The following is a 25,375-nucleotide window of genomic DNA, read 5'->3' as shown; positions in this document are numbered from 1 at the left end:
TCCGACCAACCTGTGGCAGCCCTGGGTGCCGCGTCTCCTTGGTCGGGTCAGCCCACCAGCCCCAACTCCCGTGCGATCAGCATTCGTTGCACCTCGCTCGTGCCCTCGCCGATCTCCAGGATCTTGGAGTCGCGCCACATGCGGGCCACCGGGTACTCGTTCATGAAGCCGTAGCCGCCATGGATCTGGGTGGCGTCGCGCGCGTTGTCCACGGCGACGGTGGAGGAGTGGAGCTTGGCGAGGGCGGCCTCCTTCTTGAAGGGGGCGCCGGTCACCAGGCGGGCCGCCGCGTCGCGCCAGGCCAGGCGGGCCGTGTGGGCCTTCATCTCCATGTCGGCGATCTTGAACTGGATGGCCTGGTTGGCGCCGATGGGGCGGCCGAACGCGTGGCGTTCCTTCGCGTACTTCACCGACTCGTCCACACAGCCCTGGGCGAGTCCGGTCGCCAGAGCCGCGATGGCGACCCGGCCCTCGTCGAGGATCCGCAGGAACTGGGCGTATCCGCGGCCCAGTTCGCCCAGCAGGTTGGCGGCCGGGACGCGGACGTCGGAGAAGGACAGCTCGCGGGTGTCCGAGGCGTTCCAGCCGACCTTCGAGTAAGGAGCGGAGACCGTGAAGCCCGCCGTGCCGGACGGGACGATGATCGACGAGATCAGCGGCTTGCCGTCCGGCGTGCGGCCGGTGACCGCCGTGACCGTGACCAGGCCCGTGATGTCCGTGCCGGAGTTGGTGATGAAGCACTTGGTGCCGTTGATCACCCACTCGTTCGTCGACTCGTCGAGCCGGGCCGTCGTGCGCGTGGCGCCCGCGTCCGAGCCGCCGTCGGGCTCCGTCAGGCCGAAGGCGCCGAGCATCTCGCCCGAGCACAGGCGCGGCAGCCACTCCTGCTTCTGGGCGTGCGTGCCGAACAGGTGCAGGGGCATGGCGCCGAGGGAGACGCCGGCTTCGAGGGTGATGGCCACCGACGAGTCCACGCGGGCCAGTTCCTCCAGGGCCACACCCAGGGCCAGGTAGTCACCGCCCATGCCGCCGTACTCCTCGGGGAACGGCAGCCCGAACAGGCCCATGCGGCCCATCTCGCGGACGATCTCGTAGGGGAACTCGTGGTGCTCGTAGAACTCGCCGATCTTGGGTGCCACGACGTCGTGCGCGAACGCCTCGACGGTGCGGCGGAGTTCTTCGAGCTCGGGGGAGAGACGGAAGTCCATGACGGTCACTGCTCCTCAGTGGCCTCGGCGGCCTCGGTGTCCTTGTGGGACAGGGCTCGGACGGTGCGGGACGGGCTGGGTCGGCCCAGTTGGCCGGCCATCCACGCGCTGGTGGCGACGAGACGGCCGAGGTCGACCCCGGTGTCGATGCCGAGACCCTGAAGCATCCACACGAGGTCCTCGGTGGCGAGATTGCCGGTGGCGGACTTGGCGTACGGGCAGCCGCCGAGGCCGCCGGCGGAGGCGTCGACCGTGGTGACGCCGTGCTGGAGGGCGGCCAGGGTGTTGGCGAGGGCCTGGCCGTAGGTGTCGTGGAAGTGGACGCCGATGACGTTGGCCGGCACGCCCTCCTCGCCCAGCAGGGAGAGCAGTTCGAGCACGTGCCCCGGTGTGGCGACGCCGATGGTGTCGCCCAGGCTCAGCTCGTCGCAGCCCATGTCCATCAGCGCCTTGCAGACACCGGCGACCTGGTGCAGCGAGACCGCGCCCTCCCAGGGGTCGCCGAAGCACATGGACACATAGCCGCGGACGTGGGCGCCCTCGTCCTTGGCGTGCTTGACGACGGGGTCGAACACGGCCAGCGACTCGTCCATCGTGCGGTTGAGGTTGGCCTTCGCGAAGGACTCGGTGGCGCTGGCGAAGACGGCGACCCGGTCCGCGCCGAGCGCGAGGGCGCGGTCGAGGCCGCGCCGGTTGGGGACGAGGACGGGCAGGTGCACGCCCAAGAGATCCCGCACCAGCGGGAACAGCTGCTCGGCGTCGGCCAGTTGGGGCACCCACTTCGGGTGTACGAAGCTCGTCGCCTCGATCGTCGTCAGCCCCGCCTCGGCCAGGCGGTGGACGAACTCCGCCTTCACCTCGGTCGGCACCGTCGACTTCTCGTTCTGCAGGCCGTCACGGGCGCCGACCTCGTGGATCCTGACCCGCTGGGGCAGATCCGGAGCCGGGACCACCATGGGGAGACCTTCGACGGTCATTTCTCCTCCTGGGCCGGGGTGATGACGGCCAGCACCTGATCCATGGCGACCGTGGTGCCCGGCGAGACGTCCAGTTCGGCGACCGTGCCGGCGTGCGGGGCGGAGATGACGTGCTCCATCTTCATCGCCTCGACGACCAGCAGGCTCTGACCGGCGCTCACCTCGTCCCCGACGGCGACCTTCACGACCGTGACCGTCCCGGGCATGGGCGCGGTGAGCGAGTCGGCGCCCGCATGCCCCGCGCCCGTGAGGGACGCTGCGACCGGGTCGTGGTCGCGCACCTGCCAGGCGTCGCCGTCGCGGCCGATCCAGTCGGCGGCGCGGTGGAAGGTGTGGCGGACCCCGGCGAGGGTGACCGCCACGGTGTCGTCGGTGACCGTGTGGGTGCCGTGCGCTTCATGAGTGACCGGTTCGAGGCCCGGCACCCGGAGAGGGAAGGCGACGGGCCGGGGCGTGCCGCCGAGGCGCCAGCCGCTCGGTGCCGAGAAGGGATCGCTCCAGCCGTCCTCGCGAGGCTTCAGCGCATCCAGCCGTACGGCTGCGGCCGCCTCGTACACCTCGTCCGGTACGTCGGCGGACACGAGCGAGTCCACCTCCCGCTCCACAAGGCCGGTGTCCAACTCGCCCGCCACCACGGCCGGATGGGCCAGCAGCCGACGCAGGAACCCGGCATTGGTCTGCACTCCCAGCGTGACCGTCTCGGCGAGGGCCTTGCGCAGCCTCCTGAGCGCGGTCTCCCGGTCGGGTCCGTAGGCGATCACCTTGGACAGCATCGGGTCGTACAGCGAGCCGACCTCGGTGCCCTCGCTGAGCCCGGAGTCGGTGCGGATGCCGTCGCCCTGGGGCTCGTGCAGCCGCAGCACCGTGCCGCCGGACGGCAGGAACCCGCGGGCCCCCTCCTTGACGGAGACGGTCTCGGCACACACCCGGGCCTCGATCGCGTGCCCGGTGAACCGGATGTCGCCCTGCCCGTACGGCAGTCGCTCGCCCGCCGCCACCCGCAGCTGCCACTCCACCAGGTCCAGACCCGTGATCAGCTCGGTCACCGGATGCTCCACCTGGAGCCGGGTGTTCATCTCCATGAAGTAGTACGACGACGGGTCGCCGCCGGGGACGATGAACTCCACCGTGCCCGCACCCCGGTAGGCGCAGGAGCGGGCGGCCTGGACGGCGGCCTCGCCCATGGCCGCGCGTGTGGCCTCGTCCAGCAGGACGGACGGCGCCTCCTCGATCAGCTTCTGGTGGCGCCGCTGCAAAGAGCACTCGCGCTCACCCAGATGCACCACGTTCCCGTGGCCGTCGGCCAGCACCTGGATCTCGATGTGCCGCGGCCGGTCCACCCACCGCTCGACCAGAAGCGTGTCGTCGCCGAAGGAGGCGCGGGCCTCGCGGCGGGCGGCGGCGATCTCGTCGCCCAGCACGGCGGTGTCCCGCACCAGCCGCATGCCCTTGCCACCCCCGCCGGCCGACGGCTTCAGCAGCACCGGCATGCCGATCTCGCGGGCGGCGTCGGCGAGTCGGGTGTCGGACAGGCCGCTGCCGCTCGACCCGGGAACGACCGGAACCCCGGCCGCCTTCACCGTCTCCTTGGCCCGGATCTTGTCGCCCATCAACGCGATGGACTCCGCCGTCGGGCCGATGAACACCAGCCCGGCCTCGGTGCACGCGCGCGCGAAGGCCGCGTTCTCCGCGAGGAAGCCGTATCCGGGGTGTACGGCCTGTGCGCCGGTGCGGGCGGCGGCCTCCAGCAGCCGCTGCACCGACAGATAGCTCTCGGCGGCCGGCGCCGGACCGATCCGTACCGCCGTGTCGGCCTCCCGGACATGCCGTGCGTCCGCGTCGGCATCGGAGAAGACGGCCACCGAGCGCACGCCCAGCGAGCGGAGCGTACGGATCACGCGGACGGCGATCTCGCCCCGGTTGGCCACGAGCACTGTGTCGAACATGGGTCCCCTCCTCACATCCGGAAGACGCCGAACTGGGGCGCTGTGTAGTCCCTTTGGGAAAGGGGCGCGTTGGCGCAGGCGGTCAGGGCGAGGCCCAGCACCTGCCGGGTCTCCAGCGGGTCGATCACACCGTCGTCCCAGAGGCGGGCGGTGGCGTAGTAGGCGCTGCCCTGGTGCTCGTACTGCTGCCGGATCGGCGCCTTGAAGGCCTCTTCGTCGTCCGCCGGCCAGGACTCCCCGCGCGCCTCCAGCTGGTCGCGCTTGACGGTCGCGAGGACGGAGGCGGCCTGCTCGCCGCCCATGACGGAGATCTTGGCGCCCGGCCACATCCACAGGAAGCGGGGGGAGTAGGCCCGGCCGCACATCGAGTAGTTGCCCGCGCCGTACGAACCGCCGACCACGACCGTCAGCTTCGGCACGCGCGTGCAGGCCACCGCCGTGACCATCTTGGCGCCGTGCTTGGCGATGCCGCCCGCCTCGTAGTCCTTGCCGACCATGAACCCGGAGATGTTCTGCAGGAACACCAGCGGGATGCCGCGCTGGTCGCACAGCTCGATGAAGTGGGCGCCCTTCTGGGCGGACTCGGAGAACAGGATGCCGTTGTTGGCGACGATGCCGACCGGGTGGCCGTGGATCCGGGCGAACCCGGTGACCAGCGTCTGCCCGAACTCGGCCTTGAACTCGGCGAAACGGGAGCCGTCGACCACGCGCGCGATGACCTCGCGTACGTCGTAGGGGGTGCGGGGGTCGACGGGGACGGCGCCGTACAGACCGTACGGATCCACCTTCGGCTCGACGCCGGGCCGCACCTCCCAGGGCAGCGCCCCGCGCGCGGGGAGTGTCGCGGCGATGTTCCGGACGATCCGCAGTGCGTGCGCGTCGTTCTCGGCGAGGTGGTCCGTCACACCGGAGACCCGGGAGTGGACCTCGCCGCCGCCGAGCTCCTCGGCGGTCACCACCTCGCCGGTGGCGGCCTTCACCAGGGGAGGACCGCCCAGGAAGATGGTGCCCTGGCCGCGGACGATGACGGCCTCGTCGCTCATGGCCGGGACGTACGCGCCGCCGGCCGTGCACGAGCCGAGGACGGCGGCGATCTGCGGAATGCCGGCCCCGGACATCCGCGCCTGGTTGTAGAAGATCCGCCCGAAGTGCTCCCGGTCCGGGAAGACCTCGTCCTGCATGGGCAGGAAGGCGCCCCCGGAGTCGACCAGGTAGACGCACGGGAGGCGGTTCTCCAGGGCCACCTCCTGGGCGCGCAGGTGCTTCTTCACCGTCATCGGGTAGTACGTGCCGCCCTTGACCGTGGCGTCGTTGGCGACGATCACGCACTCGCGCCCGCTCACCCGCCCGATCCCGGCGATCACACCGGCCGCCGGGGCCGCCCCGTCGTACATCCCGTCGGCGGCGAGGGGTGCCAGCTCCAGGAAGGGCGAGCCCGGGTCGAGCAGCGCGTCCACCCGGTCGCGCGGCAGCAGCTTGCCGCGCGCGGTGTGCCTGGCCCGCGCCTTCTCGCCGCCGCCGAGCCGGGCCGCGGCCAGCTTGCCGCGCAGCTCCTCGACGAGCGCCCGGTGCGCCGCCTCATTGGCTTGCCAGGCCTCCGACGCGGGATCTGCCGCGCTCGTCAGCTCCGGTGCCTCTTGCATCCTGCGGTCCCCTCACCCAGTGGTCGACTGTTAATGAGCGTTAACCATTTCCTCCAGGTTAACGACCGCTAACCTCCCTGTCTAGAATTGCTTCCATGGCCACCAGAACCGACGCCCCCACCCGCCGTGAGCAGATCCTCAAGGAGGCCGCGCGGCTGTTCGCCGAGCGTGGTTTCCACGGGGTCGGAGTCGATGAGATAGGTGCCGCGGTCGGCATCAGCGGGCCGGGCCTGTACCGCCACTTCGCGGGCAAGGACGCGATGCTCGCCGAACTGCTCGTGGGGATCAGCGGCCAGCTCCTGTCCGGCGCGAAGCGGCGCCTCAAGGAGGCCGACGGGACGGCGCCCGAGGCGATCCTCGACTCGCTCATCGAGGGGCACATCGACTTCGCGCTCGACGACCGCCCCCTGATCACCCTGCACGACCGCGAGCTGGACCGCCTCCGGGACAGCGACCGCAAGCTGGTGCGGCAGTTGCAGCGGCAGTACGTCGAGCTGTGGGTGGAGATCCTGCGCGAGGTCTACCCCGGTCTGGCCGAGCCCGCGGCCCGCTCGGCCGTCCACTCCGTCTTCGGACTCCTGAACTCGACCCCGCACCTGGGCCGCCCCGGTTCGCTGCCGGGCCGCGGGACGACGGCGGAGCTGCTGCACCGGATGGCGAGGGGGGCCTTCGCCGCCGCGGTAGCGTGACGAGCGTTACGGGAGCCCCTCTGGACGCCTCTCCCTACCCGCCGGTACCTTAGGTTCTGAGCAAGCGCTTAGACATGGACCCCTTGAGTCAGGTGGAGGTGGCGGCGGTGCGCCGTACGGTGTTCAACGAGGACCACGAGGCGTTCCGGGAGACCCTGCGGGCCTTCATCGAGGCCGAGGTCGTCCCGGTCTACGACGAGTGGTTCGCAGCCGGCCAGGCGCCGCGCGACTTCTACTACAAGCTCGCCGAGCTCGGCGTCTTCGGCATCCGCGTCGACGAGGAGTTCGGCGGCGCCGGCATCGACTCGTACAAGTTCGAGGCCGTGATGTACGAGGAGACGTCCCGCGCGGGCGTCCAGTTCGGCGGCTCCGGCGTGCACGTGCTGCTCGGCCTGCCGTACATCAAGATGCTCGCCACCGACGAGCAGAAGAAGCGCTTCCTGCCGAAGTTCGTCTCCGCCGAGGAGATGTGGGCCCTGGCGATGACCGAGCCGGGCACCGGCTCCGACCTCGCGGGCATGAAGACCACTGCCAAGCTGAGCGAGGACGGCACGCACTACGTCCTCAACGGCTCCAAGACCTTCATCACCGGTGGCGTGCACGCCGACCGCGTGATCGTCTGCGCCCGCACCGCCGCGCCGACCGCCGAGGACCGCCGCCACGGCATCTCCCTCTTCGCCGTCGACACCAAGTCCGAGGGCTACTCCATCGGCCGCAAGCTCGACAAGCTCGGCCTGAGGACCTCCGACACCGCCGAGCTCGCCTTCGTCGACGTCAAGGTGCCCGTCGAGGACCTCCTCGGCGAGGAGAACAAGGGCTTCTACTACCTCGGCCACAACCTCGCCTCCGAGCGCTGGGGCATCGCCTTCGGCGCCTACGCGCAGGCCAAGGCGGCCGTCCGGTTCGCCAAGGAGTACGTGCAGGAGCGCACCGTCTTCGGCAAGCCCGTCGCCTCCTTCCAGAACACCAAGTTCGAGCTGGCCGCCTGCCAGGCCGAGGTGGACGCCGCCGAGGCGGTCGCCGACCGCTCCCTGGAGGCCCTCGACGCGGGCGAGCTGACCCCGGCCGAGGCCGCCAGCGCCAAGCTGTTCTGCACCGAGGTCGCGCACCGCGTCATCGACCGCTGCCTCCAGCTGCACGGCGGCTACGGCTTCATGAACGAGTACCCGATCGCCCGCCTGTACGCGGACAACCGCGTCAACCGCATCTACGGTGGCACCAGCGAGATCATGAAGTCGATCATCGCCAAGGACATGGGCCTGTAAGGGCCACGAAACCTCAAGAAATTACCGGCGGGTACAACTGTCTGCCATGAGCCAGGCACTACAGGATCTCCTCGATCTGCTCGACCTGGAGCAGATCGAGGAGAACATCTTCCGCGGCCAGTCCCGGTCCGCCGTCGTCCCCCGCGTCTTCGGCGGACAGGTCGCGGCCCAGGCGCTCGTCGCCGCCGGGCGTACGGTCCCCGCTGACCGGCACGCCCACTCCCTGCACGCGTACTTCCTGCGCCCCGGCGACCCCGGCGCGCCCATCGTGTACAGCGTCGACCGCATCCGCGACGGCCGCTCCTTCACCACCCGCCGGGTGGTCGCCGTCCAGCACGGCAAGCCGATCTTCCACCTCTCGGCGTCCTTCCAGGTCGACGAGGACGGTCTCGACCACCAGACCCCGATGCCGGCCGCGCCCGATCCGGTCACGCTGCCCACCTCCCAGGAGCGGCTGCGCGGCTACGGCCATCTCGACCCGGTGGTCGTCGAAAGGTTCCTGGAGGCGCGCGAGGCCGTCGACCTGCGGTACGCCGAGGAGCCGCCGTACGGAAAGTTCGGCGAGCCGCGCGAGCCGCACTCCCAGGTGTGGTTCCGCACCAACGGCAAGCTCGGCGGCGCCGTCGACGAACCCCTGCTGCACGTCGTCCTCGCCACCTACGTCTCCGACATGACCCTCCTCGACTCGGTCCTGCTCGCGCACGGCCGCGGCGGCTGGGCCGTCGGGGACGTGGTCGGGGCCTCGCTCGACCACGCCATGTGGTTCCACCGGCCCTTCCGCGCCGACGAATGGCTGCTGTACGACCAGGAGTCGCCGTCCGCCCATGGCGGCCGCGGTCTCGGGCAGGCCCGTATCTACACACAGGACGGGCAGCTGGCCATCTCGGTGATCCAGGAAGGGCTGGTGCGCGTCCCCCGGGAAAACTGACGGGACTTCCGCATGTGCCCCGTGAAGACTGAGGGGCATGGACGAGTCGTGGAATGTGCGGGGCGGGCGGATCCGGGATGTGTACCTGGAGGCCGCGGGCATCGTCGCCGACCTGCTGGCCGAGCCCGCCGTCGCCGCGGCCTGGGACGGACCGAGCGTGCTGGAGCACTTCGGTGTGAAGGGTCTCGCCGGGCACGTGTTCTGGCAGGAGCTGGCCCTTCCGGGCCTGCTCGCCGACCCGGTCCCGGCCCAGCCGGTCGTCTCCCTGCGCGCGTACTACCTGGAGAAGGTCGTCTGGCTTGACGCGGATGCCGACGCGCCCGTCAGCGGGCGGATCCGGCAGGGCGGTGAGGCGACCGCGGCGGACGGACACGCGGCGCTGCACGCGCGCGTGCGGGAAGCGCTCGGCCGGCTGCGGGCCGAAGTGCCGAAAGCGCCCGCCACCCGCCCCGTCCGTGTCCCCTCCTGGGGCGACTGGTCCCTCGAACTCGACGACTTCCTGCTCACCCGGCTCATGGAACTCGTCGTCCACGCCGACGACCTGGCATGCAGCACGGGCCTTGCGACCCCCCGGTTCCCGGAGCGCGTGAGCGCACCGGTCGTCGAACTGCTCGCCCGGCTCGCGGTCCGCCGCCACGGCACGGTGGACGTGATCCGGGGACTCGCCCGCGCCGAGCGCGCCCCCGTGTCGATCGCCGGTATCTAGGTCCGCCGGTATCCAGGTCCGTTGGTGTCCAGGTCCTTTGGTGTCCGGGGCCGTGCGGGTGTCCAGGCCCGTCGGCGGTGTCCAGGTCCGCCGGTATCCGGGCCCGCCGGTCCAGGTCCGCGGGTGTCCAGGCCCGTTGGTGTCTGGGACCGTGGGTATCCAGGTCCGCGGGTGTCTGGGTCCGTCGGTGTCCAGGTCCGCGGGTGTCCAGGTCCGCCGGTATCCAGGCCCGTTGGTGTCGGGGACCGCGGGTATCCAGGTCCGCGGGTGTCTGGGTCCGTCGGTGTCCAGGTCCGTTGGTGTCTGGGACCGCCGGCATCCAGGTCCGCCGGGTGTCCAGGTCCGCCGGGTGTCCGGGGCCTAGGACAGGCCGGCTTCCGTCAGCAGATACGCGGTCATCGGGTCGTAGTAGCGCGGGTTGACGACATGGTCGTCCAGCGGGACCACGACCTGCACGGTGCCCTCCGCCTCCGCCAGGAAGAGCGCCGGGTCGTTGCAGTCCGCGTAGCCGACGGAGTCGACGCCGTGGCGGCCCGCGTAGCCCGCCCAGCCGTGGTCGGCCACCACCAGGTCGGGCAGCGGACGCTCCGTGTGCTCAAGTGCCGTGAGGATGGCCCGCATCGGCTCACCGGAGTGGGTGTGCCACAGGGTGGCGCCGTGCTCCAGGACCGCGACGTCCGCGAGCTGCCAGACGTACCCCTCCTCGGTCTGCAGCCCGTCCGGGATCACCACGATCTCGCAGCCTGCCGCACGCAGCGCGGCGGCCGTGGCGCGGTGCACGTCGAGCAGACCGCCCGGGTGGCCGGTCGCGAACAGCACCCGCTGCTGCCCGTCGGCCGCCTTGCGCAGCCGGGCCGCCATCCGCTCCAGACCGTCGACGGTCAGCTCGGGGTCGATGGTGTCCTGGCCGTACCGGTACTCGGGATCGTCGTTCACACCCACCCGCTCCGCCATCACCGCGAGCACGTCCTGCTCGTCGTTCCAGCGGTCGCCGAGCTCCAGGCCGAGCCAGTAGTGGCGGTCGCCGTTCGCCAGCTTGCGGTAGTGGCTGAGGTTGTTCTCGCGGGGCGTCGCGACGTCGCCCGCGATACGGGTCCGTACAAGGTGGTCGACGAGCTCGGCGCGGCTGGGTGTCCCGGGTATCGGCATGGATCCCATTGTGAGGCAGGCGACTGTACGAGTCCCTGGCGTCCCGAGCGCTGGGACGTGGGTCACGTACTCATTCGCATGAGCCGCGGTACCTATTGCCGCGCACGGCGGCCCTAGTGCTGCCGCAGCGCGAACCACAGCTCCATGCGTACGTCCGGGTCGTCCAGGTCCGTGCCGAGGAGCGCGGCGCAGCGGGCGATGCGCTGGCGGACCGTGTTGCGGTGGACGGACAGGGCGACCGCCGTACGGTCCCAACTGCCGTGCAGGGACAGCCAGGTGCGCAGCGTCTCGGCCAGCGCGGGCGGGTCCGCGACCGGGGCGAGGAGCATCCGGGCGTGGGCCTCGGCCTCCTGGGCCGGTACCAGGTCGGCGAGGCCTGCGCGCTCGCCGTGACGGACCAGGGCGGTACGGGTGGCGCGGGCCCGTGCCAGCGCACGGGCGGCGTGCGTGTCGGCGGACGGCCACGCCGAGGGGGCCGCGGCGGCGCTGACGCCCAGCGTCCAGCCGGGCTGCGCGGCCGGTTCGCGGTCGGCCGGCACGAGGACGCGTACGACGTCCTGCGCGAGGTCGACCAGCGGCGACCCGAGGGCCGCGCCCAGCGCGGAGGCGGCGACCGGGTCGGGAGCCTGCGCGTCCCGCCGGGCATGCACCACGAGCCACCTGCCGGACCCCAGGAGCGGGGCCACGTCGGCCGGCGGCGACCCCAGCAGCAGCCGTACCAGCGCCGACGACCGTGCCGCACCCGTGCCGCTCTGGTGCTCGCCGGTGAGCAGGGACAGCAGGACGGCGGCGACGGAGGCGACGGTGTGGTCACCGGGATCCCGCTGCGGCGCGGCCACCCCGAGCACAAAGCCCCGACCGGCCCCGAGGGCGTAGGCGGCGAGATGGGTGCCGGCCTTGTTGTCGGTGGCGGAGGCGGGTGTCCCCGCACCCGAGGGGCGGACGACCTGCGCGAGTTCGGCGAGCGCCTCCCCGGCCCCGGTGCCCGCCGTGCGCCCCGCGGCCGCGATCTCCGCTCCTTCCGGCCCGTACAGCACTGCCCGGCCCCCTACCCGCTGGGCCAGTTGCCGCAGCACCGACGGCACCGGGTCCGGGCGGGACGCCGCCGCGGCGAGGCTCTGCTGGGCCTCGGTGACCCGGCGGAGTTCCGCGAGGCGGGCCTGGGCCATCAGCTGCCAGACCGCGCGGGCCACCCCCGAGAACGTGGTCTGCGGCGGTACCTCCAGCAGGGGCAGCCCGTGCGCGTCGCACGCCGCCACCAGGGCGCGCGGCACCGTGTCGTGCACGGGAGCCAGGCCGAAGCCGAGAGCGGCCCCGCCCGCCGCGACGATCCTCGACACGTAGGTGTCGAAGTAGTCGGAGCGGGGGCCCGAGCCCGCCGCCTCCGGGATGTGGACTCCCGCCGTCAGCAGCAGCTCCCCGCCCAGCAGATACGGGTACGGGTCGGCCATCTCCGAGGTGTGCGCCCAGTGGATCACGATGTCCGGATCGAAAGGGCCCGCGATCCGGCGCAGCGCCAGGTCCTCACGGGCCAGGAGCGACGTGAGGGGCACCGGGGGAGTAGGGGGAACAGCGGGATCCGGCATGGTGTGCGTTCCCTCCATCCAAGACGGATCGAATGGATGAAACGTACACTTCGCAGTCGCTTTCCGGCCACCTAATGTCGGTGCTCATCACCCGCCGGCGAGACCGAGCGAAAGAGGCTCCTGTGGCCGTCGACTACACCGTCATCGTCATCTACCTGGCCGGCATGCTGGCCATGGGCTGGTGGGGCATGCGCCGGGCCAGGTCGAAGAGCGAGTTCCTGGTCGCGGGGCGCCGTCTCGGGCCCGCCATGTACTCCGGCACCATGGCCGCGATCGTCCTCGGCGGCGCGTCCACCATCGGCGGGGTCGGCCTCGGCTACCGGTACGGCCTCTCCGGCGCCTGGATGGTCTTCACCATCGGCCTCGGCCTGCTCGCCCTGTCCGTCTTCTTCTCCGCCCGCATCGCCCGCCTGAAGGTCTACACCGTCTCCGAGATGCTCGACCTCCGCTACGGCGGCCGCGCGGGCGTCATCTCCGGCGTGGTCATGTGGGCGTACACCCTGATGCTCGCGGTCACCTCGACCATCGCCTACGCCACGATCTTCGACGTCCTCTTCGACATGAACCGGACCGTCGCGATCATCCTCGGCGGCTCGATCGTCGTCGCCTACTCGACGCTCGGCGGCATGTGGTCGATCACCCTCACCGACATGGTGCAGTTCGTGGTGAAGACGATCGGCGTGCTGCTGCTCCTGCTGCCCATCGCCGTCGTCAAGGCCGGCGGCTTCAGCGAGATGAGGGCCAAGCTGCCCACCGGGTACTTCGACCCGCTGGGCATCGGCGGCGAGACGATCTTCACCTATCTGCTGATCTACACCTTCGGCATGCTCATCGGGCAGGACCAGCCATGCCTCCCCAACGCGCGTCTTCACGGCCGGGAGCGACAGGACCGCCAAGTGGGGCGGCACGGTCGCGGGCACCTACTGCCTCGTGTACGCCCTTGCCGGCGCCGTCATCGGTACGGCGGCCAAGGCGCTGTACCCCGAACTCGGCAGCCCCGACGACGCCTTCGCGACCATCGTCAAGGACGAACTCCCGGTCGGGGTGAGGGGACTGGTGCTGGCCGCCGCGCTCGCCGCCGTGATGTCCACGTCCTCCGGCGCGCTGATCGCCTGCGCGACCGTCGCCAACAACGACATCTGGTCACGGCTGCGGGGGCGGATCGTCAACGGTGACCATGACGAAGTGCGAGGCAACCGCGCCTTCATCCTCATCATGGGTGTCGGGGTGATCTGCACGGCGATCGCCCTCAACAACGTGATCGAGGCCCTCACCGTCGCCTACGACCTTCTCGTCGGCGGTCTCCTCGTCCCCATCCTCGGCGGGCTTCTGTGGCGGCGCGGCACGGCCCAGGGCGCGCTGGCCTCCGTGGTCGTCGGCGGTCTTGCCGTCATCGGCCTCATGGCGGGTTACGGCATCCTCGCCGATGAGCCCGTGTACTACGGCCTGCTGTCCTCCTTGGCCGCCTACGTCGCCGTATCCCTGGCGACGCCGGCGACCGACAACGCCGTACTGGAGGTGTGGCGGGAGCGACTCGCCGGGCGCGAGGTTCCCGAGCCGGTTCCGGCATCCCGCTAGACAGAACGCCGAAGACAGAAAGAAGGCATACGACCATGAGCAGCAACGAGACGCCCCGCGGCCCCGTCGACTCCTCCCGCATCCCGAGGTACGCCGGACCCGCGACCTTCGCCCGGCTGCCCCGCCTCGACGAGGTCGGCCGCGCCGACGTCGCCGTCGTGGGCGTGCCGTTCGACTCCGGCGTCTCGTACCGGCCGGGCGCCCGCTTCGGCGGCAACGCGATCCGCGAGGCGTCCCGGCTGCTGCGCCCGTACAACCCGGCGCAGGACGCCTCCCCCTTCGCCCTCGCCCAGGTGGCGGACGCGGGCGACATCGCCGCGAACCCCTTCAACATCAACGAGGCCGTCGACACCATCGAGGCGGCGGCGGACGAACTGCTCGGCACGGGCGCCCGCCTGATGACGCTGGGCGGCGACCACACGATCGCCCTCCCGCTGCTCCGCTCCGTGGCGAGGAAGCACGGCCCGGTCGCCCTGCTCCACTTCGACGCCCACCTCGACACCTGGGACACCTACTTCGGCGCCGAGTACACCCACGGCACGCCGTTCCGCCGCGCGGTGGAGGAGGGCATCCTCGACACGGAGGCGCTGTCCCACGTGGGCACCCGCGGCCCGCTCTACGGCAAGCAGGACCTCACCGACGACGAGAAGATGGGCTTCGGCATCGTCACCTCGGCGGACATCTACCGCCGGGGCGCCGACGAGGTCGCCGACCAACTGCGGCAGCGCATCGGCGACCGCCCCCTCTACATCTCCATCGACATCGACTGCCTCGACCCGGCGCACGCGCCCGGCACGGGCACGCCGGAGGCCGGCGGCATGACCTCGCGCGAACTCCTGGAGATCCTGCGCGGCCTGGCCTCCTGCAACCTGGTCTCGGCGGACGTCGTCGAGGTGGCGCCCGCGTACGATCACGCGGAGATCACGTCGGTGGCCGCGTCCCACACGGCGTACGAACTGACCACGATCATGTCCCGCCAGATTGCCGAGGCCCGCGCGAAGTGACCCACGACCACGACCTGGAACTCCGTCCGACGCCGGCCCAGACGGAGGCCGCGCTGAACCCGCCCCCCGGCCGCAACGGCGGAGACCTGGTCGTGGAGACGCTGGCCGGCCTCGGCGCGACCACCGTGTTCGGGCTGCCCGGCCAGCACGCGCTCGGCATGTTCGACGCGCTGCGCCGCTCCGACCTGCGCTACGTCGGCCTGCGGGTCGAGAACAACGCCGGGTTCGCGGCGGACGCCTACGGCCGGGTCACCGGCGAGGCGGCGCCCCTGCTGCTGTCGACCGGACCGGGAGCGCTGACCTCCCTCGCGGCGCTGCAGGAGGCGCGCGCCGCCTCCGCCCCCGTGCTGGCGATCAGCAGCCAGATCCCGACGGCGGGCCTGGGCGGTGGCAGGCACGGCTATCTGCACGAACTCCCGGACCAGGCGGCCTCGTTCAGGGGCGTGGTGAAGTCCGTCCACACCGTCCGCGCCCAGTCCCAGATCCCGTCCGCGATCGCGGAGGCCTGGAAGTCCGCGCTGACCGCTCCGCACGGCCCCGTCTGGGTGGAGCTCCCGCAGGACGTGCTGCTGGCCGAGACCCGGCTGCCGGTGGTGACGGCGGTGGACGCGACCCCGGACGAGCTGGCTCCGCGCCCCGAACTGACCGCCGTGGCGGCCGACTTGCTGGGGCGCGCCGAGCGTCCGGCGATCATCGCGGGCGGGGGAGTCGTACGGGCGGATGCCTCGGGCAAGCTGAGGCAGCTCGCCGAGCGCCTCCGGGCACCGGTCGTCACGACCTTCGGCGGCAAGGGCGCCTTTCCGTGGACGCACCCGCTCTCCCTCCAGTCCTGGCTGGAGGACCGCCACACGACCGACTTCCTTGAGGACGCGGACGTACTCCTCGTCGTCGGCTCGGGACTCGGTGAACTCTCCTCCAACTACCACACGTTCAAGCCCCGGGGCCGAGTGATCCAGATCGAGGCCGACCTCGGCAAACTGGAGGCCAACCACCCGGCACTGGGCATCCACGCGGACGCCCGGCTGGGGTTGCAGGCGCTGCTGGAGACGGTGCCCGAGCGGGAGGACGTGACCGCGCCGGAGCGGGTCCGCGCCCTCCTCGCGAAGGTCGCGGAACGCATCGCCGCCCAGGAACTCACCCTGGAGCAGGACGTGTTGGCGTCGGTGCGCCGGGCCCTGCCCGCCGACTCCCCGTCCTTCTGGGACATGACGATCCTGGCGTACTGGGCCTGGTCCGCCTTCGACGCCAAGGGCCCCAACCACATGCACTCGGCCCAGGGCGCCGGCGGCCTCGGCTACGGCTTCCCGGCGGCGCTGGGAGCGGCGGCGGCGGACCCGACCCGCCCGGTCCTCGCGGTGTCCGGCGACGGCGGCGCCCTGTACTCGATCGCCGAGCTGGCGACGGCCCGCCAGTACGGCCTGAACGTCACCTGGCTGATCGTGGACGACGGCGGCTACGGCATCCTGCGCGAGTACATGACCGACACGTTCGGCCAGGCCACCGCGACGGAACTGACCCGCCCGGACTACGTGGCGCTCGCCGAGTCCTTCGGTGTCCCGGGGGTGCGTACGACTCCGGGGACGCTGGAGACGGACCTGGCGAAGGCGCTGTCGCAGCCGGGTCCCTCGGTGGTCGTACTCCCGGCGGTGCTGCGGATGTTCGCGCCGACGCACCTGGAGTGAGCCCGCCGGTCACGCGCATCCGCTGTGCCGTCAGGCGAGCGCATACGGGACCTGACCACCGCGTAGCCGCGCAGCGGCGAACCGGGCCCGTCCTTGCAGCGGCACGGTGCACTGCTCGGCAGCGGAGTGCCAAGGGATACGCGAAGCCCTCCCGGCGTGGGGGTCCGGGAGGGCTCAGCGGTGTGCTCACGTGCGCCGGCTGGGCGCGGTCTACCAGATCGCGTCCACCCACTCCGGGTGGTCGACGAACGGGTTGCGGTTGTGCTGGTAGGTGTCGTAGATGACCTGGTTGCGCTTCTCCTCGAAGGCGCTCGGCGGGTCCTCGTCGTTCCACTCCTTGAGGACCGAGAGCTTCCCGATGTACGGGTTGCTGCCGTTGTTGACCTTCTCGTTGGGCTCCAGGTCGGCGAAGCCGTCGCCGCCGTCGTAGCGCACCGCCATGTAGAGGATCATGCGGGCCACGTCGCCCTTGTCCGCGTCGCGCGGCTCGAACGAGTCGGAGTCGACCTTGCTGCCGCCACCGCCAGTGACAGCGCTGCCGCCGTCGTCGAAGTCCAGGTTGCCGCGGATGCTGTTGACCTTGACGTCCGCGGGGCGCAGGTGGTGCAGGTCGGTGCCGGGCCCGGTCACCTCGCCGAAGTCGCCGTGGGACTTGGCCCACACGTGCTCGCGGTTCCAGTCGCCCGTGTCACCGCCGTTGAGGGACTTGGCGCGGGAGTCGCCGCTGTAGAGCAGGATCACGTTGTTGCTGTTGTTCGGATCCTGGTCGGTGACCTTCAGCGCGTTCCAGACGGCGGAGTACGAGATCTTCGAGACGTTGGCGCTGATGATCGTGTGCAGGGACGACTTCAGACTCGTACCTGTCTTGCCGACCGCGTTCTTGTAGTACGTCGAGTCGTAGTCGGTCGTCGTGGCCGCGGCCGAAGTCGCGGTCAGGGCCGGGGCGGTGAGGCCGACCAGGACGGCGGAGGTGGCCAGGGCCACCGATTTCCAGCGGCGTATACGTGTCGCCGGCATGTGGGGTCCCATCTACGCGGGTTGAATGAAGGCGGCAGACGGGAGCGTGGCATGGACATGCGGTCCTGTAAATGAATGGAACGTGTCCATCAGGTGACCGGACCCGACAATCTGCCCCGTGTCTACGCGAGTTGGCGAGATCGACATGCGAAGACGGCCCCGGCCGGGCGGGTGGTCGGGGGCCGTCGCGCCTGTGCCGGTCAGCTGACGTCCGACGGGTCCAGGCGGTGGAGCGAGGACTGGTTCGACCGGGATGAGGAGTTTGTGCCGGTGGTCGTACCGGCGGTCGGGTCGGCGGTCGGGTCGGACGTCGAACTCCTGCTGTACGCGCTCTCCTTGACCGCCGTGCCGTGCTTCTTCACTCAGGTGAAGAGGCACGGCACGGCACTGAGGCTGTTGCCGCCTCCGGGTCGCCGCCCATGCCGCCGCCGCTTCCGCTGATCCGGATGTAGTGCAGCTCGCCCTTTCCCAGGGCTGAACTCCCGCATGGGGAACGTACGTACAACTTTCGGATCTCCATGTGAGTCAAGAGGGGTGAGTGCACCTAGAGTGCGCTCGTCACCATTTCGGAATGACGGGGGATCTCCATGACTCAGCACGTGTCCAGACGTGCCCGTGTACTCGGTGCGGGCCTCGCGGCCGGCATCCTCATACCCTGCGTGGCCGCAGCCGCGCCCGCGGCGGCCGCCACGACCCCGACCGTGAGCTGCACGTCCGCCAAGGCGGGGCTCGCCACCAAGCTCAGGACGGACATCACCGCCGCCCTCGCCAACCGCAAGGGCACCATCGCGGTGGGCCTCTACGACCGTTCCACCAACACCACTTGCTCGCTGCGCGCCACCAGTTCCTACGACTCCGCGAGCGTCGTCAAGGTCACCGTCCTCGCCACGCTGCTGTGGGACGCGAAGAAGCACAACCGGTATCTCACCGACACCGAGAACTCGCTCGCCAAGGCCATGATCACCAAGTCGGACAACAACGCGACCAGCAAGCTCTGGAAGCAGCTCGGCATGACGAAGATCAAGGGCTTCCTGAGCGCCGCCGGCATGACGAAGACGGTCCCGGGCGCGAACAACTACTGGGGCCTGACCCAGATCAACGTCACCGACGAGCAGAAGCTGCTCAAGCTGGTCACCGCGCGGAACTCGGTGCTGAGCGACAACTCCCGCGCCTACATCCTGAAGTTGATGGGCCAGGTCATCTCCTCGCAGCGCTGGGGCACGCCGTACGGCGCCCCGTCCGGGGTCTCCTGGCATGTCAAGAACGGCTGGCTGCAGCGCTCCACGCACGGCTGGCGGGTGCACAGCGTCGGCACCTTCAACGGTGGCGGCCACGACTACATGATCACGGTCCTCACCTGGGGCAACAGCACCATGAACTACGGCATTTCGACCATCCAGGGCGTCTCGAAGGCAATTCACAAGGATCTGGCCGCAAGCTGACGCTTCACGCCTCGGTCTCCCGTGCGTCACCGTCCCGCCCTACGGTGACGCGCATGCGCCTGAGAACCGTACTCGCGACCGTCACCGCAGCCCTGGCGGCGGCCACCACTGTGACCGCCGCCGGGCCCGCCACGGCCGGTTCGCCCGAGGCCCACTCGCCCGAGGCCCACTCGCCCGCCGCCCACGCGTCCGCGGGCGACTCCCGTGCTGCCCACGCCTGTTCGTCCTCCGTCTCCGTCGACCGCTTCTCCGACGCGCTCGACAAGACGACGTACCAGGGCACCTTCGTCGGCAACTTCTCCGCGCTCGCGGTCGACCGTGACGGTTCGATCGCGGCCCTGGAGGACCGCTCCTCCCTCTTCGGTCTCGACGCGAAGACGCTCCGGCCGAAGCGCGCCGTCCCGCTCGCCGACGAGAACGGCGCCGCGCTCGACAGCGAGGGCCTCGTCATCGACCGGGACGGCACCCGGCTGATCACCTCGGAGACCGAGCCGTCGGTCCGCCGCCACTCCCGCGACGGCAGGATCCTCGACCGCCTCCCGGTCCCTTCCTCGCTCCTCGTCGCCCCCGCCGGACGCGCCACGTCCAACCAGACCTTCGAGGGCCTGACCCTCCTCCCGGGCGGCCACACCCTGCTGGCGTCGATGGAGAACGCGATCTCCGGCGACTCGGCGAACATCGTCCGCTTCCAGACCTGGGAGCGGACGAAGGGCGGGCGCTTCCGGCTCGGCGCCCAGTACGCCTACCCGATCGACTCCGGCCTCGGTGTCCCCGAGGTGCAGGCCACCCCCGACGGCCGCCTGCTCGTCCTGGAGCGCGGCTTCACCTCCGGCGTCGGCAACACGGTCCGCCTCTACCTGGCCGACCCGCGCGGGGCGACGGACACCGGCGGCGTCGAGAACCTCCCGGGCGGGCCGGACGTACGGCTGATCAAGAAGACGCTGCTGGCCGACGTCGCTTCCTGCCCGTCCCTGGGAGCGACCGCCAAGCAGCCCCAGCCGAATCCGTTGCTGGACAACATCGAGGGCATGACGATCACGGGCCACGACAAGGGCCGCCTCAAGGTCCTCCTGGTCAGCGACGACAACCAGAACGCGGCACAGACCACACGGTTCTACTACCTGCGGGTACGAGTGACGAACTGAACGGGTGCGGGCTGCGTCAGTCCGCACCGTAATTGTTGCGGCGGGATGAAATCCGGGCCCGGACGCGTTGGTGCCTTCCGGAAGATCAGGGCTGAAGGAGGGCACCCGCGTGGCAGCGCAACAGGGCGAGACACGAGGCTGGGCGCGCAGGCTGGCCGCGTACGCATGGCGCTACCCGAAGGACGTCCTGCTCGCGCTCGGCTCCTCGCTCGGCGGCATGGCGGTCATGGCGCTGGTCCCGCTCGTCACCAAGGTGATCATCGACGACGTCATCGGCGATCACAGCCGTGACATGGCTCCCTGGGCCGGTGCCCTGGTCGCCGCCGCCGTGGTGGTCTACGTCCTGACCTACATCCGCCGCTACTACGGCGGCCGGCTCGCCCTCGACGTCCAGCACGACCTGCGGACCGAGATGTTCGAGACGATCACCCGCCTCGACGGCCGCCGCCAGGACGAGCTGTCCACCGGCCAGGTCGTCGGCCGCGCGACCAGCGACCTCCAGCTGATCCAGGGCCTGCTCTTCATGCTCCCGATGACCATCGGGAACGTCCTCCTCTTCCTGATCTCCCTAGTGATCATGGCCTGGCTGTCGCTTCCGCTGACCCTGGTCGCCCTCGCCGTGGCCCCCGCCCTGTGGTGGATCGCCAGGCGCAGCCGCTCCAGGCTGCACCCCGCCACCTGGTACGCGCAGGCCCAGGCCGCCGCCGTCGCGGGCGTGGTCGACGGCGCCGTCACCGGTGTACGCGTGGTGAAGGGCTTCGGGCAGGAGGAGCAGGAGACCGGCAAGCTGCGGGAGGTCGGGCGGCGGCTGTTCGCCGGGCGGCTGCGCACCATCCGGCTGAACAGCACGTACACCCCTGCCCTGCAGGCCGTCCCCGCCCTCGGCCAGGTGGCCATGCTGGCGCTCGGCGGCTGGCTGGCGGTCCGCGGGCACATCACCCTGGGCACCTTCGTCGCCTTCTCCACCTACCTCGCCCAGCTGGTCGGCCCGGTCCGCATGCTCGCCATGGTGCTCACGGTCGGGCAGCAGGCGCGCGCGGGCACCGAGCGCGTCCTGGAGCTGATCGACACCGAGCCGTCGATGACGGACGGCACCAGGGAACTGCCCGCCGACGCGCCCGCCACCGTCGAGTTCGACGACGTGACCTTCGGCTACGACGAGGAGCGCCCCGTCCTCGACGGGCTCAGCTTCGAGATCCGTCCCGGCGAGACCCTCGCCGTCGTCGGCTCCTCCGGCTCCGGCAAGTCCACCGTCTCCCTGCTCCTGCCGCGCTTCTACGACGTCACCCGCGGCGCCGTCCTCGTCGGTGGCCACGACGTCCGCGAGCTCACCCTCGAATCGCTGCGGGCCGCGATCGGGCTGGTCCCCGAGGACTCGTTCCTCTTCTCGGACACGGTCCGCAGCAACATCGCGTACGGCCGCCCCGACGCGACCGAGGAGGAGATCCTCGTCGCCGCCCGCGCCGCCCAGGCGGACCGCTTCATCAGCGAGCTCCCGGACGGCTACGACACCAAGGTCGGCGAGCACGGCCTGACCCTCTCCGGCGGCCAGCGCCAGCGCGTCGCCCTCGCCCGCGCGATCCTCACCGACCCGCGGCTCCTCGTCCTCGACGACGCCACCTCCGCCGTGGACGCCCGCGTCGAGCACGAGATCCACGAGGCGCTGAAGCAGGTCATGCAGGGCCGCACCACCCTGCTGATAGCGCACCGCCGCTCCACCCTGAACCTCGCCGACCGCATCGCCGTCCTCGACGCCGGCCGGCTCGCCGACATCGGCACCCACGAGGAACTGCAGGAGCGGTCCGCGCTCTACCGCCGACTGCTCACCGACCCGGACGAGCTGGGCGGCGTCTCACCGGGGCACACCCCGGCCGCCTGCCCGCAGGAGGACACCTCCGTGCGGGACGAGCTGGACGCCGAGTTCGACGCCGAGCGCGGTATCACGCCCCGGCTGTGGGCGGGCGAGCGCGTCCCGAGGGACCTCGCGACGGAGGGCATGCCCGCCACGCCCGAACTCCTCGCCCAGGTCGACGCGTTGCCGCCGGCGACCGACGTCCCGGACATCGACGAGGCGCGTGCGGTCACGCCCGAGGAGTCCTACGGCCTGCGCCGACTGCTGCGGGGTTTCGGCCTTCCCCTGCTGGTCAGCCTGTCTCTGGTGGCCGTGGACGCCGGGATGGGACTGCTCCTTCCGGTCCTGATCCGGCACGGCATCGACCAGGGCGTCACCGCGGCGGCGCTCGGCGCGGTCTGGGCGGCCGCGCTGCTGGGTCTGCTCGCCGTCCTCGCCCAGTGGGCGGCGCAGATCGGCGAGACCCGGATGACCGGGCGCACCGGTGAGCGGGTCCTGTACTCGCTGCGCCTGAAGATCTTCTCCCAGCTGCAGCGGCTCGGACTCGACTACTACGAGCGGGAGTTGACCGGTCGGATCATGACGAGGATGACGACCGACGTCGACGCCCTCTCCACGTTCCTGCAGACCGGCCTGGTCACCGCCTTCGTCTCCGTCGTCACCTTCTTCGGCATCATGGGTGTCCTGCTGGTGATCGACGTACAGCTCGCGCTCGTCGTGTTCGCCACGCTGCCTCCGCTGATCGTCGCCACGTTCTTCTTCCGCCGGGCGAGCGTGAAGGCGTACGAACTGGCCCGTGAGCGTGTGTCGTTGGTCAACGCCGACCTGCAGGAGTCGGTGTCCGGGCTGCGGATCGTGCAGGCCTTCGGGCGCGAGGCCGACGGCGGGCGGCGGTTCGCGGAGCGCAGCGACAGCTACCGCCAGGCGCGCGTCCGGGGCCAGTTCCTGATCTCCGTCTACTTCCCCTTCGTGCAGCTCCTGTCGTCCGTCGCCGCCGCGGCCGTGCTGATCGCGGGCGCGGGCCGGGTGGACGCCGCCACCCTGACGACCGGTGCGCTGGTCGCCTACCTCCTCTACATCGACCTGTTCTTCGCGCCGGTCCAGCAGCTCTCCCAGGTCTTCGACGGCTACCAGCAGGCCACCGTCTCCCTGGGCCGCATCCAGGAACTGCTCCGGGAGCCGACCTCCACCAAGGCCGCGGACGAACCGCTGGAGGTCCTCTCCCTGCGCGGCGACATCGCGTTCGAGGGCCTGCACTTCGCCTACGGTGCCGCCGACGAGGCAGCAGGGGAAGAGGCGCTCGACGGCATCGACTTGACGATCCCGGCCGGGCAGACGGTCGCCTTCGTCGGCGAGACCGGCGCGGGCAAGTCGACCCTCGTCAAGCTCGTGGCGCGCTTCTACGACCCCACGAGCGGCCGGGTCACGGTCGACGGGCAGGACCTGCGTGCCCTCGACATCACCTCCTACCGGCACCGGCTCGGCGTCGTCCCGCAGGAGGCGTACCTCTTCCAGGGCACGGTCCGCGACGCCATCGCCTACGGCCGCCCGGACGCCACCGACGCCGAGGTCGAGGCGGCGGCCCGCGCGGTCGGCGCGCACGAGATGATCGCCACGCTCGACGGCGGCTATCTGCACGAGGTCGCCGAACGCGGCCGCAACCTCTCGGCGGGCCAGCGCCAGCTGATCGCCCTGGCCCGCGCGGAACTGGTCGACCCCGACGTCCTCCTCCTCGACGAGGCCACGGCCGCCCTGGACCTGGCCACGGAAGCCCAGGTCAACCAGGCGACGGACCGGCTCGCGGGCCGCCGTACGACACTCGTGGTCGCCCACCGGCTGACCACGGCAGCCCGCGCCGACCGGGTGGTCGTCATGGACCACGGGCGGGTCGTGGAGGACGGCACCCACGACGAACTGCTCGCGCTGGACGGGCAGTACGCCGAGCTGTGGCGGACGTTCGTGGGAGCGCCGGACACGGAGGAGCCGGTGGGCGCGGTGCGTTGAGCGGTCAGGTGTCCTGCTTCTCCCACTTGGCGCCGCGCTGCTTCCAGCGTGCGAGGACCGGCGGCGAGATGATCGCGCCGCCGTACTCCTCCTCCTGGATCTTCTGCGCCGCCCGGAGCTTGTCGGCGACTGCCTGCCAGTCGACGGGCGTCGCACGCGTCAGCTGCAGTGCGTCGTTCAACTCGCTCGACCGAGGCGTCATCGCACCCGAGTCGTAGTTGAAGTCCGTTCCGCTGCCGGGGTCCCCCGTCCTCGTGTCACTGGCCGGCCCCATCTCCAGGTTGGCGGGCATGTTGTGCAGAGCCTTCTTGCTTCCGGCCGTGGATTCGAGCACATTCCGGATCTCGTCCAGGAACACGAAGACCGGCGAGGCCCGCGGGCCGTCCGCATCCGCCGACGCGAGGATGTCGTCCAGTTGGCTGCGGGCGATCTTGTGGTGGAGGGAGGTCTTGCCGCCCCAGAACGGATGCCTGATCCGCATGTCCGCGTGCGCGTTGGTCACCGCTTTCGCCGCCCAGTCGCTGCTGCCGCCACCGCCGACGGAGGCTGTCTGGAACCCGGGTTCGTGCTCCGCGGTCCCCAGCTCCTCGCGGAACAGGGTCGACAGCTCGGCGTCCCCTTCCACCTCGGCGAGGGTGGTGTACGCGGCCCCGATGCCGATGTTCTCCAGGATGATTTCCTTCGCGTTCTTCTCCTTCGCCTTGAACCCCTCGTCGAGCGCGTCGAAGTACTCGATGATCTTCTCGGCCTCGCTCTTGGCCGGAGCGGCCGACTGCGCGGGAGTCTCGGCCGGCGCGGTCTTCGGGGTCTTCTTCTTCGGCATGCGCTGCACCGCGGCCGACGCCCGGGCCGTCGACCCCTTCTCGACGGCGCGCTGAACGTCCGCCCCGCCCCGCATCACCTGCCGCGCCGTGCGCTCCGCCGCCTTCTCGAAGCGGTCGGACGGATCGCTGATCCGTACACCGCTGCCGTTGTCGGTGCCGGCCACCGCGCCGGCGCGCTGCTGGCGGACGTGCTCCAGCTCATGGGCGAGGGTCAACTTGTCGACCGCGCTGCGGAACACGATGTGGTTGGTGTGCGTGGTGTACGCCTCGGCCCCGACCGCCTCGCTGGAACTGCGTGCCGCGGTGCCGGTGTGGAGGGAGACATCGGAGAAGTCCTCGCCGCCGAACCGGGTCTCCATCTCCCGCTGCAACCCGGGGGCCATTCGGCTGCCCCCGGACCGCACCACGGAGCTCACCTCGCCCGCGGCCGACCGCTGCACGGCGTCCTCATGGCCGCATCCCGCACCGTGCTCGTGCTCCTCGCGGTCGGACCGCGCCCGCTGGACCTCGACCATGCGTGTCACCGCGGCGTTGCCGGCGGTGCGCTGCAGCGCGGCGAGCGACCGCGGGGACCGTGTCCCGACAGCGGGCTGCGCCTCCCTCGCCGCCTGGGACGACGGGGACGGGGCTCGACGCTGGCCGGTGTTCTTCTCCGGCAGTTCCTTGGCGTGCACTACAGACCTCCTTGGGACTCCTCTCACATCTCCACAGAGACGACGGGCGGCCGCAA

The 25,375-nt window shown here is 71.0% G+C and carries 18 protein-coding genes and 1 pseudogene; 10 read left to right on the top strand and 9 right to left on the bottom strand.

Features of this window, described 5'->3' with window-relative positions; translation table 11 throughout:
- Positions 1-47: 47 nt before the first annotated feature.
- Genes ACYUED_RS15680 through ACYUED_RS15665 form a run of 4 tightly spaced genes read right to left on the bottom strand, consistent with a single transcriptional unit; the run spans position 48 to position 5,774 of the window.
- Positions 48-1,208, bottom strand: a complete 1,161-nt coding sequence (locus ACYUED_RS15680; RefSeq protein WP_491292905.1) for an acyl-CoA dehydrogenase family protein — start codon at positions 1,206-1,208, stop codon at positions 48-50.
- A gap of 5 nt (positions 1,209-1,213) precedes the next feature.
- Complete coding sequence (locus ACYUED_RS15675) at positions 1,214-2,185, bottom strand: hydroxymethylglutaryl-CoA lyase (RefSeq protein WP_491292904.1); 972 nt, start codon at positions 2,183-2,185, stop codon at positions 1,214-1,216.
- Entirely contained in the window at positions 2,182-4,131 is a 1,950-nt protein-coding gene (locus tag ACYUED_RS15670) for an acetyl/propionyl/methylcrotonyl-CoA carboxylase subunit alpha (RefSeq protein ID WP_491292903.1), read from the bottom strand. The genes ACYUED_RS15675 and ACYUED_RS15670 overlap by 4 nt, the downstream gene beginning before the upstream one ends.
- An 11-nt stretch (positions 4,132-4,142) precedes the next feature.
- A complete protein-coding gene (locus ACYUED_RS15665) occupies positions 4,143-5,774 on the bottom strand; it encodes a carboxyl transferase domain-containing protein (protein WP_491292902.1) in 1,632 nt (543 codons plus the stop codon).
- Between the two features lie 95 nt (positions 5,775-5,869).
- Between ACYUED_RS15665 and ACYUED_RS15660 the strand changes: the two genes are divergently transcribed.
- The 4 genes from ACYUED_RS15660 (at position 5,870) to ACYUED_RS15645 (ending at position 9,362) form a co-directional block, all read left to right on the top strand.
- Positions 5,870-6,463: an SACE_7040 family transcriptional regulator gene (locus ACYUED_RS15660; RefSeq protein ID WP_491292901.1), complete on the top strand. Its 594-nt coding sequence runs from the start codon at positions 5,870-5,872 to the stop codon at positions 6,461-6,463.
- A 107-nt stretch (positions 6,464-6,570) separates the two neighbouring features.
- Positions 6,571-7,728, top strand: coding sequence for an acyl-CoA dehydrogenase family protein (locus tag ACYUED_RS15655; RefSeq protein ID WP_491294271.1), 1,158 nt, complete (start codon positions 6,571-6,573; stop codon positions 7,726-7,728).
- 46 nt (positions 7,729-7,774) lie between these two features.
- Positions 7,775-8,656: an acyl-CoA thioesterase gene (locus ACYUED_RS15650; protein WP_491292900.1), complete on the top strand. Its 882-nt coding sequence runs from the start codon at positions 7,775-7,777 to the stop codon at positions 8,654-8,656.
- Between the two features lie 37 nt (positions 8,657-8,693).
- Entirely contained in the window at positions 8,694-9,362 is a 669-nt protein-coding gene (locus ACYUED_RS15645) for a maleylpyruvate isomerase N-terminal domain-containing protein (protein WP_491292899.1), read from the top strand.
- 360 nt (positions 9,363-9,722) lie between these two features.
- Here the strand turns inward: ACYUED_RS15645 and ACYUED_RS15640 are convergent, their stop codons facing one another.
- Positions 9,723-10,511, bottom strand: coding sequence for a phosphatase (locus ACYUED_RS15640; RefSeq protein WP_491292898.1), 789 nt, complete (start codon positions 10,509-10,511; stop codon positions 9,723-9,725).
- 113 nt (positions 10,512-10,624) lie between these two features.
- The gene (locus tag ACYUED_RS15635) at positions 10,625-12,097 is read right to left on the bottom strand and encodes a PucR family transcriptional regulator (protein ID WP_491292897.1); all 1,473 of its coding nucleotides are present in this window, start codon (positions 12,095-12,097) and stop codon (positions 10,625-10,627) included.
- A 122-nt stretch (positions 12,098-12,219) separates the two neighbouring features.
- On the opposite strand from ACYUED_RS15635, the pseudogene ACYUED_RS15630 reads away from it, so the two are divergent.
- The 3 genes and pseudogenes from ACYUED_RS15630 to ACYUED_RS15620 all read left to right on the top strand — a co-directional run bounded on the left by ACYUED_RS15630 (position 12,220) and on the right by ACYUED_RS15620 (position 16,361).
- Positions 12,220-13,675 (top strand): annotated as a pseudogene (locus tag ACYUED_RS15630) (sodium:solute symporter family protein).
- Positions 13,676-13,710: 35 nt separating this feature from the next.
- On the top strand, positions 13,711-14,679 hold the full coding sequence (speB, locus tag ACYUED_RS15625; protein WP_491292896.1) for an agmatinase: 969 nt from the start codon (positions 13,711-13,713) through the stop codon (positions 14,677-14,679).
- Positions 14,676-16,361: a thiamine pyrophosphate-binding protein gene (locus ACYUED_RS15620; protein ID WP_491292895.1), complete on the top strand. Its 1,686-nt coding sequence runs from the start codon at positions 14,676-14,678 to the stop codon at positions 16,359-16,361. Before speB ends, ACYUED_RS15620 begins: the two co-directional genes overlap by 4 nt.
- A gap of 210 nt (positions 16,362-16,571) precedes the next feature.
- Here the strand turns inward: ACYUED_RS15620 and ACYUED_RS15615 are convergent, their stop codons facing one another.
- Positions 16,572-17,378, bottom strand: coding sequence for an endonuclease I family protein (locus ACYUED_RS15615; protein WP_491292894.1), 807 nt, complete (start codon positions 17,376-17,378; stop codon positions 16,572-16,574).
- Positions 17,379-17,578: 200 nt separating this feature from the next.
- A complete protein-coding gene (locus tag ACYUED_RS15610) occupies positions 17,579-17,740 on the bottom strand; it encodes a hypothetical protein (RefSeq protein ID WP_491292893.1) in 162 nt (53 codons plus the stop codon).
- Between the two features lie 225 nt (positions 17,741-17,965).
- On the opposite strand from ACYUED_RS15610, the gene ACYUED_RS15605 reads away from it, so the two are divergent.
- The 3 genes from ACYUED_RS15605 (at position 17,966) to ACYUED_RS15595 (ending at position 23,821) form a co-directional block, all read left to right on the top strand.
- Complete coding sequence (locus ACYUED_RS15605; RefSeq protein ID WP_491292892.1) at positions 17,966-18,820, top strand: serine hydrolase; 855 nt, start codon at positions 17,966-17,968, stop codon at positions 18,818-18,820.
- Between the two features lie 53 nt (positions 18,821-18,873).
- Positions 18,874-19,965, top strand: coding sequence for an esterase-like activity of phytase family protein (locus ACYUED_RS15600; protein ID WP_491292891.1), 1,092 nt, complete (start codon positions 18,874-18,876; stop codon positions 19,963-19,965).
- A 109-nt stretch (positions 19,966-20,074) separates the two neighbouring features.
- A complete protein-coding gene (locus ACYUED_RS15595; RefSeq protein WP_491292890.1) occupies positions 20,075-23,821 on the top strand; it encodes an ABC transporter ATP-binding protein in 3,747 nt (1,248 codons plus the stop codon).
- Positions 23,822-23,825: 4 nt separating this feature from the next.
- Here the strand turns inward: ACYUED_RS15595 and ACYUED_RS15590 are convergent, their stop codons facing one another.
- Complete coding sequence (locus ACYUED_RS15590) at positions 23,826-25,319, bottom strand: eCIS core domain-containing protein (RefSeq protein WP_491292889.1); 1,494 nt, start codon at positions 25,317-25,319, stop codon at positions 23,826-23,828.
- Positions 25,320-25,375: the final 56 nt, after the last annotated feature.

The sequence above is a fragment of the Streptomyces sp. DF42 genome (assembly GCF_058267695.1).
The sequence above is the reverse complement of the archived record's forward strand: the minus strand, read 5'-3'. Positions and strand labels throughout refer to the sequence as shown.